Below are 14,931 nucleotides of genomic sequence, written 5' to 3'. Positions count from 1 at the left end.
TCGGCGCCGGCGAGGAGCGGGCGGTGGTCAAGAACGGCGAGATCAAGATAGCCACCGTGATGTCGGTGACGCTGTCGACCGATCACCGCGCCGTCGACGGCGCGCTTGGGGCTGAACTGCTGGTCGCCTTCAAGAACCTCCTTGAAAATCCGATGGGCCTGCTGGTCTGATCCATCAAGCAGAAGCCGGCGCCGAATGATGCGCCGGCTTACGACAGAAACGACTTGTCAGGCGCCGACCCTTGACCCATGTTCTATCTGGATTGCGATCCAGGGAGGCCAAAATATGCCTGCATTCGACCCGTCTGACGTGAAAACCCTGTTCGGCAAGGTCATGGGCGCGTCGCCATCCGACATCAAGCTGGTGGCGCAGCGACTGCACGACCACGCCTTCGAGCCGCGCATGTCGGCGGACGAGACCAGGCAACTCGTCGCCAGCCTCGGCTATGACAGCCTGGACGCGTTCTGCGCCGACATCGGCTTGCCCACCCACATCGCCGAGCGGTGGAGCCGTTTCGGTGTTTCCGGCGAGATGAAGCAGGTGTTCACACTATTGGCGGCGCAGCGCAAGCGGGTGGCCGAGGCGATCGCCGAATTCGAATCCATGACCCATGTCGGCGTCGAGGATTTTTTGCGAGAGCGCGGACTCATTTAGCGGGAAACACCGGAGCCAGTCGAACCGGCTCAGCCGCCCTTGGCAAGCAGCGCCGTGGCGGTATCGCTGTCGGTGATCAGCACGTTGGTGTCGACGGCTTTCAGCGCGGCGAGGATCGCCGCGACCTTGCGCTTGCCGCCCGCGGCAAGAACGACATTAGGCACGTTGCTGACCACATCGAGATCGATGGCCATGACGCGGCTGTTGACCTCGTGGTCGACCAGTCCGCCGGCGGCATCGACGAAATAGCACAGCATGTTGGCGACCGCGCCCTTCGCTTTCAGCGGAGCGATCAGCGATGACGGCACGATGCCGTGCCGGAAGATGGTGGCGTCCGGCGACATGTCGCCGACGGTGAGCAGCGCGATGTCGGCGGTCGCCGCGCGTTGGCGCACATCCTGCAGGGTCGGCTGTGCCCAGAGGAGATCACGCAGCGAGGAATTGTCGACCGTCACCGGCGCGGTGATCTGGTAGCTGTCGACCTCGAAGACGTCTGCGACCTTGGCTGCGACGATCGATGGATTGATCCATTGCGAATGCGGCAGGCTGCCGACGAGCGCCACCACGCAGGCACGCTTCAACTGCCGGCGGGCAAGGAAGCCGAGGCTGGCATGCAGGGTCGCGCCGCCACCGATCGCCAGCGTCATGCCGTCCTGCATCTGCTCGCCGAGATAGGCCGCGACGGCGTGGCCGATGGCCTTCTCCAGATGGTCATGCGCCGAAGGCGTCGGGATGACGACGGCGGCATTCAGACCCCAGCGCTTTTCCAGCTCCCGCTCGAGCGCCACCTGTCCGGCGGTCGGCGCGTTGATCATGGTGACGACGATGCCTTCGGCGGTGCAGGAGGCCAGGGTACGCATGACCTTCACCCTGGAGACATCGAGCTTTTCGGCGATCTGTTCCTGGGTGAAACCTTCGACATAGTAGAGCCATGCCGTCTTGACGGTAAGGTCCGACGAGACCATCGGCAGGCGAGCCTGTCTGGGTTTTTCTGTGGTCATCGGTTCCTGTCCCTCATGAGCCGTGGCCTGCCCGGTGCTCATCAAGGAAACACCGGCCGGATGTCAACTGATGCCGGATCTTCGGCGTGTCGATTGTCGCACATTTCTGTTCATTTGTAATTGACATCGTACATATGAACATATTTTGTGGGTTTCACGCGCTGTGTCATCCATCAGTCATATGCGCCGTGCAGGGAGGAAGAGACGGGGAGCCGGCCAGAGCCGGACCGGTCATGCACAGACAAGACAGGAGGTCTCATTGAAGACGCACTTCATCAAGCTGCTGGCCAGCCAGCTGGCACTCGCGGCAACTTTGTTTGCCGGCGTGGCAAACGCCGAAACACTGACGCTCTACACGTCCCAGCCGGAAGCCGACGCGGCCAAGACCGTGGATGCCTTCAAGAAGGCGCAGCCGGGTATCGACGTGACCATCTATCGCTCCGGACCGAGCGATATCCTGACTAAGATGGCGGCCGAGTTTGCCGCCGGCAGCCCGCAGCCCGACGTGCTTCTGATCGCCGATGCGGTCTCGATGGAGCTGTTGAAGAAGGACGACCGGCTGCTGCCCTATCCCGAGGCAAAGCTCGAAGGCATCGAGGCGGATGCCTATGATGCCGACAAGACCTATTTCGGCAGCAAGCTGATCACCACCGGCATCGTCTACAACACCGCGGCGACCGAGAAGCCGCAGCATTGGGCCGATCTCGCCAAGCCGGCCTATGCAGATGGCCTGGTCATGCCGAGCCCGCTCTATTCGGGTGCCGCTGCCTACCTGCTTTCGGGCTTCGTCGGCGATACCAATTATGGCTGGGATTTCTTCCAGAAGCTGAAGACCAACAACACCGTCAGCGTGCGCGGCAATGGTGCCGTGCTGAAGTCGGTGGCATCAGGCGAGAAGCCCTATGGCATCCTGGTCGACTTCATGGCGATGAACGCCAAGAAGAAGGGCTCGCCGGTCGAGTTCGTTTTCCCGTCGGAAGGCGTGCCGGCGGTGACCGAACCGGTCGCCATCATGAAGACGGCCAAGAATGTCGAGGGCGCCAAGAAGTTCGTCGACTTCATTCTTTCCGATGACGGCCAGAAGCTGGCGCTATCGATGGGCTATCTGCCGGCGCGCGCTTCGGTCGGCCGCCCCGAATGGCTGCCGGAAGGCGTCAAGGTCACAGTGATGCCGTTCGACACCAAGGCAATCGTTGCCAAGACCGACGCCGACAAGGCGAAGTTCTCGGAACTGTTCGGCGGCTGAGCCGGCAATCCAGTCGGCATGCCCCTCTAGCGGCATGCCGACTGCGAAACCCGAGCGCATCGGCTGATCGATCCCAGGAAAAGCAATCATGTCAACACGGATCAGGGAAAGCCGGGGCCAGGAAATGGTCCTGACGGCGGCGGTAGCCATCGTCATCGTCCTGCTTTCGCTGCTGCCGATGCTGCGCCTGATCAAGGAGATCGTGGCACCCGGCGGCACGCTGTCGGCCGTCGCGATAAAGGCGGGGCTCGCCAGTCCGGCGACCTGGATCGCCACCTGGCACACACTGGTCGTCGGTATCGGCGGCACCCTGCTTGCGGTGCTGTCGGGAACGCTGGTGGCCGTCCTCGTCACTCTGACCGATATCCGCGCCCGCAGCGCCATGGTGCTCTGTTACGTCATGCCCCTGATGATCGCACCGCAGGTGACGGCGCTGGCCTGGCTGCAATTGTTCGGCCCGGCAAGCCCGTTCCTCAAGCTGTTCGGGGCGGCACCGCCGCTCGGTACCAGGAATCCGCTCTATTCGACATCGGGCATCATCCTGCTGCTCGGCGTGCAGTATGGGCCGCTGGTTTTCCTGCTGGTGCGCGCCGGCCTGCGCAAGCTGCCGCGCGAACTGATCGAAGCGGCGCGAGCGGGCGGTGCCGGCTGGTTCACCGTGCTGGTCACCATCGTGCTGCCTTTGATGACGCCCTCGATCATGGCCGCCGCCGCACTTGCCTTCGTCTCCTGCGTCGGCAATTTCGGCATTCCGGCCTTTCTGGGCATTCCCGCCAACTATCTCGTGCTGCCGACGCTGATCTATCAGAAGCTGGCCGGCGGCGGCCCCGCCGTCCTCGGCGAAACCGCGTTCCTGTCGGTGCTGATCGGCATCATCGCCATGGCCGGTATCCTTGCCCAGGAGATCATGAGCCGCCGCCGCGACTATCGCATCAGTTCCACATCGCTTTCGGCCGAGCCCTATGACCTCGGCCGCTGGCGGCCCGCCGTGCAGGCCGGCATGTGGCTGCTGATTATCGTGGTGCTGTTCCTGCCGCTGTTCGGGCTAGTCTTGACATCGCTGGTGCCGGGCTACGGCATCGCGCTCACCGCCAAGACGGCAACCTTCGACAATTATCGCTTCGTGCTGTTCGAGCATGATGCCGCCAGCCGCGCCTTCTTCAACAGCTTCTGGCTGTCGATCGCGGCGGCCTTCTTCGCGGTCCTGGTTGCCGTGCCGATCGGCTATCTGATCGCCTGGGGCAAGCAGCGCTGGGTGCGGCTGCTCAATCTGTCGGTCGAGCTCCCCTACGCTTTGCCCGGCGTGGTGCTGGCGATCGCCTCGCTGCTCATGTTCCTGCGGCCGATCCCGCTCACTGGCATCCAGCTCTACAACACCGTCTGGATCATCCTCTACGCCTATCTCGCCCGCTTCCTGGTGCTGGCGCTGCGGCCAACCATCAGTGGCTACCACCAGATCGACCGGGCGCTGGAGGAGGCTGCGCAAGTGGCCGGCGCCGGGCTGTTCACGCGCATGCGCACGATCATCTTTCCCTTGGTGGCACCGGCGGCGATCGCCGGCGGCCTGCTGATCTTCATGACGGCGCTGAGCGAACTCACCGTTTCGGCGCTGCTGTGGTCGTCGGGCTCGGAAACCATCGGCGTGGTGATGTTCTCCTTCGAGCAGGGCGGCGATTCCAACTATGCGGCGGCGATGTCCGTCATCACCGTGGCGGTCACCTTCGTGCTGATGCTGGTCACCAATCTGCTTGCCCCCTACCTTCCGACCGGAGTGCTGCCATGGCGCGATTGAGCCTGGACAATGTGACCAAGAGCTTCGCCAATTTCGATGCCGTCAAGGACGTGTCGATCGACGTCGCCGACGGCGAGTTCCTGGCAGTGCTCGGCCCTTCCGGCTGCGGCAAGACGACGTTGCTGAGGCTGGTGGCCGGATTCGAGAAAGTGACCTCAGGCGAAATCCGCATCGGCAATGAGGTCGTGTCGGGCAAGGGCGGCAGCGTCGCGCCGGAAAAGCGGCGAGTCGGCATCGTCTTCCAGAACTATGCGCTGTGGCCGCATATGACGGTGGCCGAGAACATCGGCTATTCGCTGAAGGTGGCGAAGCTCGACAAGGCTGTCGCCCGCCGGAAGGTTGAAGACGCACTCGCCCTTGTCAATCTGCAAGGGCTGGGCGAGCGTCGGCCGGCCAATCTTTCCGGCGGCCAGCGCCAGCGCGTGGCGCTGGCGCGCTGCCTTGTCGCCGCGCCCTCGCTAGTGCTGTTCGATGAGCCGCTCGCCAATCTCGACGTGCATCTGAGGGCATCGATGGAGGACGAGTTCGCATCCTTCCACAAGCGCACCGGCACCACCATCGTCTACATCACCCATGATCAGGCCGAGGCGATGGCATTGGCCGACCGCATCGCGGTGATGGATGGCGGGCGCCTTGCCCAGCTGGCGACGCCGCGCGAGCTCTATCATGAGCCGGCAAATGAAATGGTCGCATCCTTCATTTCGCAAGGCATTTTGCTGCCCGCCGACGTGCTGAGCGCGGAGCAGGCGGGCCACTGCAAGATCCGGGTTCTCGGGACTGAACTGATTGTCCGCTGCCGGCCAGGCGAGCGGCCGCGCGCTGGCGCCAAGATCTGCTGCCGGTCGGCCGATCTCGACGTGTCGCCGGACGGTCCCGGCTTCGATGGCCTGGTCAAGCGGGTGATCTATCAGGGTGGCTCGGCGCGCATCGAATTCACGCCTTCGACCAGTCCCGATCTCACCTTGCATTTCGAACAGCCCGACCCGGTCGTTCTGGAGAGCGGAGCCCAGGCGCGTCTGCGCATACGGTCCGGCTGGCTGATCCCGGCGGTGGGAGCAGCAGCGTGATGATGCTCGACCTGCTCGGCGGCTTTGGCGAAAAGGGCCGCACCAGTCTTGCTGTCAGCAGCGGCAAGGATCGCATCCTGCTCGACGTCGGCATCAAGGTCGGCGCCTCGGGGGCGGACTACTATCCGGTGCTGAACGGGTCGGTCGCCGACATCGACGCGCTGTTCGTCTCGCATGCCCATGAGGATCATGTCGGCGCACTGAGTTGGCTGCTGTCGCGTGGCTATGCCGGCCCGATCTTCATGACGGCCGAGACCCGCAATGAGGCGCCCGCCACGCTCGCGAGCTATGCTGAGCCCGAGGATTTCAGGCGGTTCCCTTTTCCCGAAGACCGCATCGAATTGTTCGAACCCGGCGATACGCTGAAGAGCGGAAATCTCACGATCCGGACGGGACGCTCGGGGCATGTCGTGGGCGGTGTCTGGTTTGCCGTGGACGATGGCGAGAGCCGCGTCGCCTATTCGGCCGATGTGGTGCCGGACAGCAGTGTTTTCGTCATGGACACGATCCCCCACTGTGATCTTCTTGTTCTCGACGCCTCCTATGGCGCCGATCCCGTGCCGGGCGCGGCGCGGGCGCTCGAAATCTCGCAGTGGGTTGCGAGGCATTCGGGCGGGTGTCTTTTGCCGACGCCGCTCTCGGGTCGGTCGCTGGAGCTGATCGCGGCCTTGCCTGGCCCGTTCGCCATCCATGCCGGCATGCGTTCGTCCCTGGAAGCGCAGATCGGCGCCACGGCAGCCTTGTTGCCGGGCGTTTGCGCGTTGCTGCGCCGCCGCTTGCAGGAAGCAGCCGACTGGACCGATTCTGATCCCCTGCCGTCCACGCCGTTGCTGGCGGATGACGGCATGGGTGAAGCCGGCCCGTCGTCGCGCCTCTTGCCGCGTGCCGACCATTCCGGTTTTCCGGTGCTGCTTACCGGCCATCTGCCGTCAGGCTCGCCGGGCGATCTGTTGCACAAGGCCGGCCGGGCGGACTGGGTGCGCATGCCGACCCATCCGACGCTGTCGGGCAATGTCGACATCTGGGAGAAGGCCGGTCGTCCCGCCGCACTCGGTCATTCCTGCACGCCGGACCTTCTCGGCGATCTGCAAACCCACATCCCGTCGCTGCGCACGCAATGCCGCACCGGCGAGCGCATAGTGGTGTCGGAGGCAAGAAAACGATGAGAATTCTGATCTGCAACGACGACGGCATCGAAGCGCCGGGGCTTGCCCGTCTGGTCAATGCGGCCGGCGCGTTGAGCGACGATGTCTGGGTGGTCGCGCCCGACAGCAAGCGCACCGCTGCCGGCTCGTCATTGACGATTGCCAGGCCGTTGACCATGCGGCGCGTCAAACCGAACTGGTACTCCTGTTCCGGCACCCCGGCCGATTGCGTGGTAAGCGCTGTGACCTGGCTGTTCGCCGATTCCGAGAAGCCGGGCCTTGTGCTGTCGGGCGTCAACGATGGCCGCAACGTTGCCGAGGACCTTGCCTATTCCGGTACGCTCGGCATTGCGCGGGAGGCGACGTTTTGGGGTGTTCCGGCCATCGGCTTCTCACGCGTGAAAAATCCTGACTTCACCGATGGCGACGACCAATGGCTTGGCGCGCTGATCACTTCCTTGTGGCACTCGCGCGCCGACTGGGCCGCTGAGGGTCATTGGCTGAGCATCAACCTGCCAACGGCGCTGCCGGCCGAAATCCGGCAGCCGCGCATCGGTCGCGACAAGATCGCTCGCAAGGCAGAGATCGTGGAAAGCGATGGCGATCGCACTATCATCACGGTGCCGCGCGGTCGGGCCCATGACAGCCAGCCGGGTGACGAAAACGAGGCGATCGATGCCGGCTTCATCAGCATCAACCGGCTGAACTGGTTTGGCGAGACACGGCTGGACGAACGGTTTCTGGACGGGATCCCGCGCCAGCGGCAAACTGGCTGACCTGGGATCTGCGCGTCGTCATCCGATCACCAACCTGTCAGCGATTAAATCAAGCCAATCCACTACCTATGCTTGAAGCCGCCGCTATTTCATTCCACATCGGTGCGGATGAAGGGCGAGACAGGAGAACGGCGGCGGCATCTGCTGTGGGCTTTGCCCGCATCGCTGATCCTGCATGCGCTCATCGCGGCGTTTCTGGTCTATGGCCTGCCGAGACCCGAGCAACAGCCGGTTCAGCAGGAACAGCCCGTCAATGTCGCGATCGTGCCGCCACCCGAGAAGCCCAAGCCGAAACCTGCTCCAAAGCCACCGGAACCGACACCTGAAAAGAAGGCTGAAAAGCCGCCTGAACAAAAGCCGCCTCCGGAACCGCCGAAACCGCCAGACGACCAGGTTCTGAAGCGCGTCTTCCAGTACGGCCAGAAAGATACCGGGCCGGAGAAATCGCTCGACGGAAGCAGCGCCAAGCCCAGCACGCCGTCGCCGGCCACGCCGACCCAGCCCGCCCCGGCTGCAACGCCACAGCAGAAGGCGGAGCCCAGCAAGCCTGACGAGAAGCCAGCCACCGTTGCGCCGGACGAAAAGCCCGCGCAAAGCGAGGAAAAGGCGGCGACCGAGGACACCGACAAACAGCAGCCGGACAAACAGGAACCCGCACCGCAACCCGCCGAAAGGCAAGCCGTCGTGACGCCAAAGCCATTGGCGGCTGAGATCGGCGACAAGCCGGCGCCTCCAGCCTCGACTGGAAAGGCAAAGCCCAAAGCCAAACCCGCCAAGACAATGACGTTCAAGCCCGCAAGAGCTTTCAAAGCGCCGATCGGGAATGCTGGAAGATCAAATCCCACCAACAACGACGTTGCAGGATCACCGATCTATTCCGGCCTTCCGGGCGTCAGAAAGCTTTACTCGCAAGGGGCAACCGGCAATGCGTTCGCTACAAGCTCCATGGAGAATGTTCCGCGCGGTCAACGCGTGGCCACCCTTTGCGGCAATGTCCTCAGCCGGGAACTGCAAAGTGCCGACTATACGGTCAAATGGGTGCCAACCATTACGCTGGACAAAGGCAATGTCCTCAATCCTGCTCAGGCGGCCTTCAGCACCAGAAACACCTGGTACAATCTGAACTTCCGGTGTGAAGTCGACCCCGATGCGACGAGGGTCCTGTCCTTCAATTTCCGTGTGGGGTCATTGGTCCCGCCTGGCGAATGGGCCAGTCGTGGATTCGCCAAGTATCCGCTGAATTAGGCCCGCACGCCAAGCCCGGACAATTGCCGGCTAACTTCTTGCCAGTCGGCGCAGACGAAATCGGCACCAGCAGCCGTCAGGCGCGCAGCGTTCTCGGCATAGGTATGGCCGCCACCGGTGTAGCCGATCGCGGTCATGCCGGCGGCGACCGCGCCCTGAATGCCGAAGGGCGAGTCCTCGATGACGATGCAGTCGGCCGCATTGGCGTCCATCCTGGTGGCGGCGAACTGGCTGATCCCAGGTCATGATGGGCCGGATCGTGGGCCGCCGCTTGTTGCGTCGCCCAGCACCTTGGTCGGGCTACCGCAGGGTATAATGATCCAAATCGACAAGCTGTCAGAGGCTAGATTGCGCAAATCCAATGCCTATGCTTGAAGCCGCCGCTATTTCATTCCACATCGGTCAGGATGAAGAGACAGGAGAACGGCGGCATCTGTTGTGGGCTTTGCCCGCATCGCTGATCCTGCATGCGCTCATCGCTGCGTTCCTGGTCTACAAATTCCCGGCGCCTCCCCAACAGCCGCAGCAGGAACAGGCGGTAAACGTCGCGCTCGTGCCTGCGCCCGATCAGCCAAAGCCGAGACCCGCGCCGGCGCCGCCTCCAAAGGAGCCCAAGGCCGAAAAGCCGCAGGAAACGAAGGTTGAAAAACCGCCCGAGCAGAAAGTCGAAAAACCACCTCCGCCGGAAAAGCGACCTCAGAAGCCCTCGCCAGTTGAGGTTTTGAAGCCTGTTTTTCAGTTCGGCGACAAGGATACCGGCCCCAGGAAATCCCTGGATGGGGGCAGCGCTCTAGACAACTCGCCGTCACCGGCCAAGGATGCTTCGAAGCCGCCTGTCGTGCCGAAGCAGGCGGAGAACCAATCCGCCACTCCGGTAGACTCCGAGGGCCGGCCAGATTCAACCAAGGCCGACGAGAAGCCGGCAACCGCGGCGAAGGACGCCGAGCCCACACAGGAGACGCAGGCAGCTTCAACCGAGGAGATATATAAATCACAAGCAGCCAAACAGCAGGCGGAGAATCAGGCGGCGCTCGATGCCGCCAAGCAACGGGGCGCGGCACCAGCGCCTTTGGCTGCCGATGGCGGCGGCAGCGAGATCGACCTTCCCACATCAGCCGATGCGCCGAAGCCCAAACCCACAAATGCGCCGAAGCCCAGCCCCTCAAAGCCCGAGAAGTCTGCATCTCGGAACGCTTCGGGCCTCCCGGGCGTCCGCAAGCTCTATTCACAGGGCGCTACCGGCGATGCGCTGGCCACGACCTCGAAGGGCGGCGTGCCTCGCGGCCAGCGTGCCGCCAAACTTTGCGCCAGCGCGTTGCAGCAGCAACTGCTGGACGCCTCGTATTTCCCCGAGTTGATCCCAAGTGTCCGCTGAAGGTCGGTAATATCCTCGACGCCCCGGATGTCGCCTTCCGCACGACAACCACATGGTACCATCTGGGCTTCCGGTGCGAGGTCGACACCGGTGCGACGAGGGTCTTGTCCTTCAACTTCCGTGTCGGGCCAGTGATCCCGGCCGACGAATCGGTCCGCCTTGGACTGCCTGTTCGCTGACAGATTAGGCCGGCACACCGAGCCCGGCCAATTGCCGGCTAACTTCTTGCCAGTCGGCGCAAACGAAATCGGCACCGGCAGCTGTCAGCCGCGCGGCGTGCTCGGCATAGGTATGGCCGCCGCCGGTGTAGCCGATCGCCGTCATGCCGGCGGCGACAGCGCCCTGGATGCCGAAGGGCGAGTCCTCGATGACGATGCAGTCAACGGGATTGGCGCCGATCTTGTCCGCCGCGAAGAGGAAGATGTCCGGCGCGGGCTTGCCGTTCTTGACCATCGAGGAGCTGTAGATCGCATCGCCGAAGAAACGCGCCAACCCGGCCACGGCAAGGCTGTGGTTTATGCGCTCGACGGAGGAGGACGAGGCGACACAGCGGTCGCCCGCAAGCGTCTCCAGAAACGCAGTGATTCCCGGTGTCGGCTTCAATTCCTGCGAGAACAGCACCTTGGTCTCGGCCCAGATGTCGCCGTCCGCCGCCGCCGGAAACTGGTGCCCGGTCAATTCCTTGATCCTGGCGATGATATCGGACTGCTTCATGCCGATGCATTGGGCGATGATGCTGGTGTTGACGCCGGGCATGCCGTGCTTTTCGTAGACGCGCTCATAGGCGCGGGCGGCCAGCGGCTCGCTGTCGACAAGAACGCCGTCGCAATCGAAAATAATAGGCCTTGGTCGCGCCACGCGTTTCCCTCTCAAGTCAATTTCCGCACATCGCTATCGGCAAAAAGTCAAATGTTCAATAGCGCGTGCGTTTTTGGGGCGCGAAGAGCGGGCTCAAAGCTGGCGCAACGCATCGCTCGCACGGGAAGACCCGAGCGCCCGTTGCATGGCTTGCCGGGACTGTGCGCGATCCGGGGTGATCCAGTTCGGTTCGGCGCCGAGAAAGCGGTCGAGGAAAGCCACCGCATAGGCCGGCATCTCGGTCACATTCTCGCGATAGGACCACCATGTGCGCAAATCGTCGGCGCATTTGTCGATGCCGGGTGCCGTGCCGAATTCCTGCTCGTGGATCGCCGAAATCACCGAGACGCAGTAGTTGGTGTAGAGGAAACCCTCCGGCCAGAAGCGGACGATTTCCAGCGTGCCGGCGTTCGTTTCCGTCTCGATCAGCTGCGTGAGGCCGGAGATTTCCCTTGCCGGCGCCTGTTTGATCAGCTCGCGCAGCACGAGGCCGGCGGCAAAGACGATGAAGTCGGCGCGGTCGATCGCGGCGAAGCGCTTCTGCGCCTCCATGATCTCGACCCAGTCGAGAAAAGCCCTGGTGAGCTTGGCCTCGTCGATCTCGAAGCGCACGCCGAACGTATCCGAGACCACCTTCGCGCTGCCGCGAAAGGTGGCGCGGAACCAGCGCAACTGCCGCAGCCGATGGCGAAGATCGGGCATCAAGGCCAGTTCGTCCCTGAAGGGCAGATCCATCTTCCTCGTATCCTGTTTCCCGGTCAGCCTAGCACAATGGCGCCACGGCCGAAATCGGTCAGCGTCCCTGTGGATGACCGCAGCCGAGGTCAATATCATACATATTGACATTCTCGGAAACAAATGTTCTCACTTTGCTGTTGTCACGCGCCGGTCCAAGGTGCGGTTCAACTGAGGCTTCGGGAGGAGAACCGAATGGCGATTTGGCAGTGGGGACTGCTTCTGCTGGTTATTGTGTGGGCGCTGCAGTCGCTCGGCGTCTGGCTGCAGATGCGGCACTATTCGGATGTCTTCAGGGGCGTCACCGACCAGTACAAGGACGGCTTCGTCGGAGCCGGCAATTTTCGCGGTCGATTGGCCAAGGGCACCATCGCGCTCGTCGTGGTGACGCCCGATCTGGTCGTGCGCCGCCTGATGGTGATGAGCGGCCGTTCCGTCTTCACCAAGTTCAAAAGACATGAAGAGTTCGAGGGTGTTCCCCTCGATAAACTCCGGTCCAACCCTGCAATCATGGGGGAGGGGGAACCCGGTGTGGCCGAGGCCGTGAAACGAGCGATCGAGCAGATCGACAAGACACGGTCGGAGCCGGGGAAGAAGCCGGGCCTGTCCGGTTTGAATGTAGCAAGGGCTTAGAGCCGGAGGATTTCGGGCTCTAAATCAGAGGGATAGAGGACGCCGCGCACCGACTGGGATCAACTGGCGGGTGGCATAAGGAGGAGAAATGTCTGTATTTTCGTTGTTGGCGCAGCATGCCGACATGGCCGTGCACAATCTGCATGTCGCAGGTGCCATGGTCTCGGATGCCGCATTGCATGGCAAGCTCGCCGTCGAGCATGCCTCCGACCATCTCGTTGTCCTCGCGCAAGCGGACAGCGGACCGATCACCGTCGATCAGTTCAAGGAAAAGCTGAAGGACGTCCAGCAGGAAGAGCAGCTCGGCTGGCTGACCGCCATCGGCAAGTACTTTATCGGCATCTTCCAGAAGGGCGGCGAGGTCTTCGCCGGCTTCGTCACCGGCATCATCCCGACGCTGGTGGTGCTGATGACGGCCTTCTACGCCGTCACCGAACTGGTCGGCGAAGAGCGCGTGCACGGCCTGGCGCGCGGCGCCGGCCGGATCGCGCTGACGCGCTACACGCTGTTGCCGTTGCTGGCGGTGTTCTTCCTCACCAATCCGATGGCCTATACGTTCGGATCGTTCCTGGAAGAAAAGCACAAGCCGGCCTTCTATGACGCGGCCGTGTCCTATGTGCACCCGCCGCTCGGCCTGTTCCCGCACATCAATCCCGGCGAGTATTTCGTCTGGGGCGGCATTCTCGTCGCGCTGCTGGAGCTGGAAAAGAAGGGCGTCGTCGTTGCCGGTTACCACGTCAAGGTGGCGATCTGGTACGCCATCGTCGGCCTCGTCGTCATCCTGCTCAAGGGCATGCTGACCGAACGCATCACCGCCATCATGGCACGCCGCCAGGGCGTCGAGCTGTAAGGGCGGGGAGGACATCATGGCCAAGACATACAAAGCCGTAAGGATCACCCAGGGCAAAACCGGCTGGGGCGGCCCGCTCGTCATCGAGCCGACCGAACAGCGCAGCAAGGTTGTTTCCGTCACCGGTGGTGGCATTCACCCGGTGGCGCAGCTCATCGCCGACATGACCGGTGGCGAAGCCGTCGACGGCTTCAGGGCGCCGCCGATCGAAAGCGAGATGGCGGTGGTCGTCGTCGACTGCGGCGGCACCGCACGATGCGGCGTCTATCCGCGCAAGCGCATCCCGACCGTCAATCTGACGCCGGTCGGTCAGTCCGGGCCGCTGGCCCAGTTCATCACCGAGGACATCTACGTTTCGGGCGTGAAGCCGGCCAACATCACAATGGCGGACGGATCCGAAACGGTCACGACTGCAGGGGGAGCAGCAGCGATGAGTTCAAGCAACAATGCGGCCGCGGCACCACAGCCGCTGCCGAGCGAAGGTGGGCTGATCGGCCTCATCAGCACGATCGGCCGCGTCATGGGACGTATCGTCGGCATCTTCTTCAATGCCGGCCGTCGCACCATCGATCAGGTCATTCGCAACGTGCTGCCGTTCATGGCCTTCGTGACCATGCTCATCGGTCTGATCCTGTATACCGGCATCGGCGATGTGCTGGCGCAGCCAATGGGTCCGCTGGCCAACAACATCGTCGGCCTGCTGATCATCTCGGCGATCTGCGGCCTGCCGTTCCTGTCGCCCATCCTCGGGCCAGGCGCTGTCATCGCGCAGGTCATCGGCGTTGCCATTATCGGCCCGCAGATCGCCAACGGCACGATTTCGCCGGCGATGGCACTGCCGGCGCTGTTTGCCTACAATACCCAGGTGGGCTGCGACTTCGTCCCCGTCGGCCTGGCGCTCGGTGAGGCCAAGCCTAAGACGATCGAAATCGGCGTTCCGGCGGTGCTCATCAGCCGCCAGATCATGGGGCCGGTCTCGGTGCTGATCGCCTGGGTCGTCAGCCTGATCGTGTTCTAAGGCAATTCCGGGAAAAGCGCATAATGCTTTCCCTGGGAAATTGCGTCAAAACAAAGAGATAGAGCGGTTCACCGCTCTAGGGAAAGTTGAGAAAATGAGGTTCGCCATATGACGGTTCTGCTGAGAACACGGGTCACTGCCATCGGCCCCGAAGTGGCGGACCTTGCCGAAGGGGGCGTGGTCATCCTGTTTGCGGATGGCTCGCCGCCGGAGCTTGCCGAGGTTTCGGTGCTCCACAAGGCGGAGCAGGGACCAAGTGACGGAGCGCCCGCCAAGGGCGCTTCGATCACCCTCGGCCCGGTTGCCGCTGTTATCACAGCGGTCGGCTCCAGCGCGTGGAGCAAGGTGCTGGAAATGGGCCATGTCGTCATTTCGTTCAACGGCGCTACGGAGGTCGAGAGGCCCGGCGAGATCTGCGCGTCGCAAGTCGACCCGCAAGCGCTCGTGGCCGCACTGAAGACCGGGGCGATCATCACCATCGCCGCCTGACTGCATTCGCGCCGCGGCCTATTTGGGAGCGGCGCCCAAAACCAGAG

The 14,931-nt window shown here is 63.1% G+C and carries 16 protein-coding genes and 1 pseudogene; 13 read left to right on the top strand and 4 right to left on the bottom strand.

Going from position 1 to position 14,931, the window contains the following annotated elements:
• Nucleotides 1-170 (top strand): 2-oxo acid dehydrogenase subunit E2 (locus tag EOB49_RS23430; RefSeq protein ID WP_206526131.1); only part of this gene is annotated, 170 nt, incomplete at its 5' end.
• A gap of 115 nt (nt 171-285) precedes the next feature.
• Complete coding sequence (locus tag EOB49_RS23425) at nt 286-654, top strand: hypothetical protein (protein WP_027038052.1); 369 nt, start codon at nt 286-288, stop codon at nt 652-654.
• 29 nt (nt 655-683) lie between these two features.
• Here EOB49_RS23425 and EOB49_RS23420 read toward each other — a convergent pair whose 3' ends face one another.
• Nucleotides 684-1,655 (bottom strand): sugar-binding domain-containing protein, encoded by a 972-nt coding sequence (locus tag EOB49_RS23420; protein ID WP_027038053.1) that lies wholly within the window; start codon nt 1,653-1,655, stop codon nt 684-686.
• 259 nt (nt 1,656-1,914) lie between these two features.
• Here EOB49_RS23420 and EOB49_RS23415 point away from each other — a divergent pair, with 259 nt between their 5' ends.
• The 6 genes from EOB49_RS23415 to EOB49_RS23390 all read left to right on the top strand — a co-directional run bounded on the left by EOB49_RS23415 (nt 1,915) and on the right by EOB49_RS23390 (nt 8,926).
• On the top strand, nt 1,915-2,901 hold the full coding sequence (locus tag EOB49_RS23415; RefSeq protein WP_127382360.1) for an ABC transporter substrate-binding protein: 987 nt from the start codon (nt 1,915-1,917) through the stop codon (nt 2,899-2,901).
• 88 nt (nt 2,902-2,989) lie between these two features.
• Complete coding sequence (locus EOB49_RS23410) at nt 2,990-4,693, top strand: iron ABC transporter permease (protein WP_127382359.1); 1,704 nt, start codon at nt 2,990-2,992, stop codon at nt 4,691-4,693.
• Nucleotides 4,681-5,760, top strand: coding sequence for an ABC transporter ATP-binding protein (locus EOB49_RS23405; RefSeq protein WP_127382358.1), 1,080 nt, complete (start codon nt 4,681-4,683; stop codon nt 5,758-5,760). The genes EOB49_RS23410 and EOB49_RS23405 overlap by 13 nt, the downstream gene beginning before the upstream one ends.
• The gene (locus EOB49_RS23400; RefSeq protein ID WP_127382363.1) at nt 5,760-6,926 is read left to right on the top strand and encodes an MBL fold metallo-hydrolase; all 1,167 of its coding nucleotides are present in this window, start codon (nt 5,760-5,762) and stop codon (nt 6,924-6,926) included. The genes EOB49_RS23405 and EOB49_RS23400 overlap by 1 nt, the downstream gene beginning before the upstream one ends.
• Nucleotides 6,923-7,681 carry a 5'/3'-nucleotidase SurE gene (locus EOB49_RS23395; RefSeq protein ID WP_127382357.1) on the top strand — a complete coding sequence of 253 codons (759 nt, stop codon included), beginning with the start codon at nt 6,923-6,925 and terminating at the stop codon, nt 7,679-7,681. Before EOB49_RS23400 ends, EOB49_RS23395 begins: the two co-directional genes overlap by 4 nt.
• A 108-nt stretch (nt 7,682-7,789) precedes the next feature.
• Nucleotides 7,790-8,926: a DUF930 domain-containing protein gene (locus EOB49_RS23390; RefSeq protein WP_127382356.1), complete on the top strand. Its 1,137-nt coding sequence runs from the start codon at nt 7,790-7,792 to the stop codon at nt 8,924-8,926.
• Here EOB49_RS23390 and EOB49_RS23385 read toward each other — a convergent pair.
• Nucleotides 8,923-9,162, bottom strand: a complete 240-nt coding sequence (locus tag EOB49_RS23385) for an HAD family phosphatase (protein ID WP_281060563.1) — start codon at nt 9,160-9,162, stop codon at nt 8,923-8,925. The two genes, EOB49_RS23390 and EOB49_RS23385, sit on opposite strands and share 4 nt — an antisense overlap.
• Before the next feature lie 131 nt (nt 9,163-9,293).
• Between EOB49_RS23385 and EOB49_RS36560 the strand changes: the two are divergent.
• Nucleotides 9,294-10,480, top strand: a pseudogene (locus tag EOB49_RS36560) (DUF930 domain-containing protein).
• Between the two features lie 4 nt (nt 10,481-10,484).
• On the opposite strand, the gene EOB49_RS23375 reads toward EOB49_RS36560, so the two are convergent.
• On the bottom strand, nt 10,485-11,159 hold the full coding sequence (locus tag EOB49_RS23375) for an HAD family phosphatase (RefSeq protein WP_127382361.1): 675 nt from the start codon (nt 11,157-11,159) through the stop codon (nt 10,485-10,487).
• 93 nt (nt 11,160-11,252) lie between these two features.
• Nucleotides 11,253-11,894: a hypothetical protein gene (locus EOB49_RS23370; RefSeq protein ID WP_027162939.1), complete on the bottom strand. Its 642-nt coding sequence runs from the start codon at nt 11,892-11,894 to the stop codon at nt 11,253-11,255.
• Between the two features lie 195 nt (nt 11,895-12,089).
• Between EOB49_RS23370 and EOB49_RS23365 the strand changes: the two genes are divergently transcribed.
• The 4 genes from EOB49_RS23365 to EOB49_RS23350 all read left to right on the top strand — a co-directional run bounded on the left by EOB49_RS23365 (nt 12,090) and on the right by EOB49_RS23350 (nt 14,884).
• Complete coding sequence (locus EOB49_RS23365) at nt 12,090-12,527, top strand: transcriptional regulator GutM (protein WP_127269447.1); 438 nt, start codon at nt 12,090-12,092, stop codon at nt 12,525-12,527.
• A gap of 88 nt (nt 12,528-12,615) precedes the next feature.
• Nucleotides 12,616-13,377, top strand: coding sequence for a PTS glucitol/sorbitol transporter subunit IIC (locus EOB49_RS23360; RefSeq protein WP_013529328.1), 762 nt, complete (start codon nt 12,616-12,618; stop codon nt 13,375-13,377).
• Between the two features lie 16 nt (nt 13,378-13,393).
• Complete coding sequence (locus EOB49_RS23355) at nt 13,394-14,395, top strand: PTS glucitol/sorbitol transporter subunit IIB (protein ID WP_027038062.1); 1,002 nt, start codon at nt 13,394-13,396, stop codon at nt 14,393-14,395.
• Between the two features lie 108 nt (nt 14,396-14,503).
• A complete protein-coding gene (locus tag EOB49_RS23350) occupies nt 14,504-14,884 on the top strand; it encodes a PTS glucitol/sorbitol transporter subunit IIA (RefSeq protein ID WP_127382355.1) in 381 nt (126 codons plus the stop codon).
• Nucleotides 14,885-14,931: the final 47 nt, after the last annotated feature.

Source organism: Mesorhizobium sp. M7A.F.Ca.MR.148.00.0.0 (genome assembly GCF_003997735.1).
Lineage (GTDB): Bacteria > Pseudomonadota > Alphaproteobacteria > Rhizobiales > Rhizobiaceae > Mesorhizobium.
The sequence above is the reverse complement of the archived record's forward strand: the minus strand, read 5'-3'. Positions and strand labels throughout refer to the sequence as shown.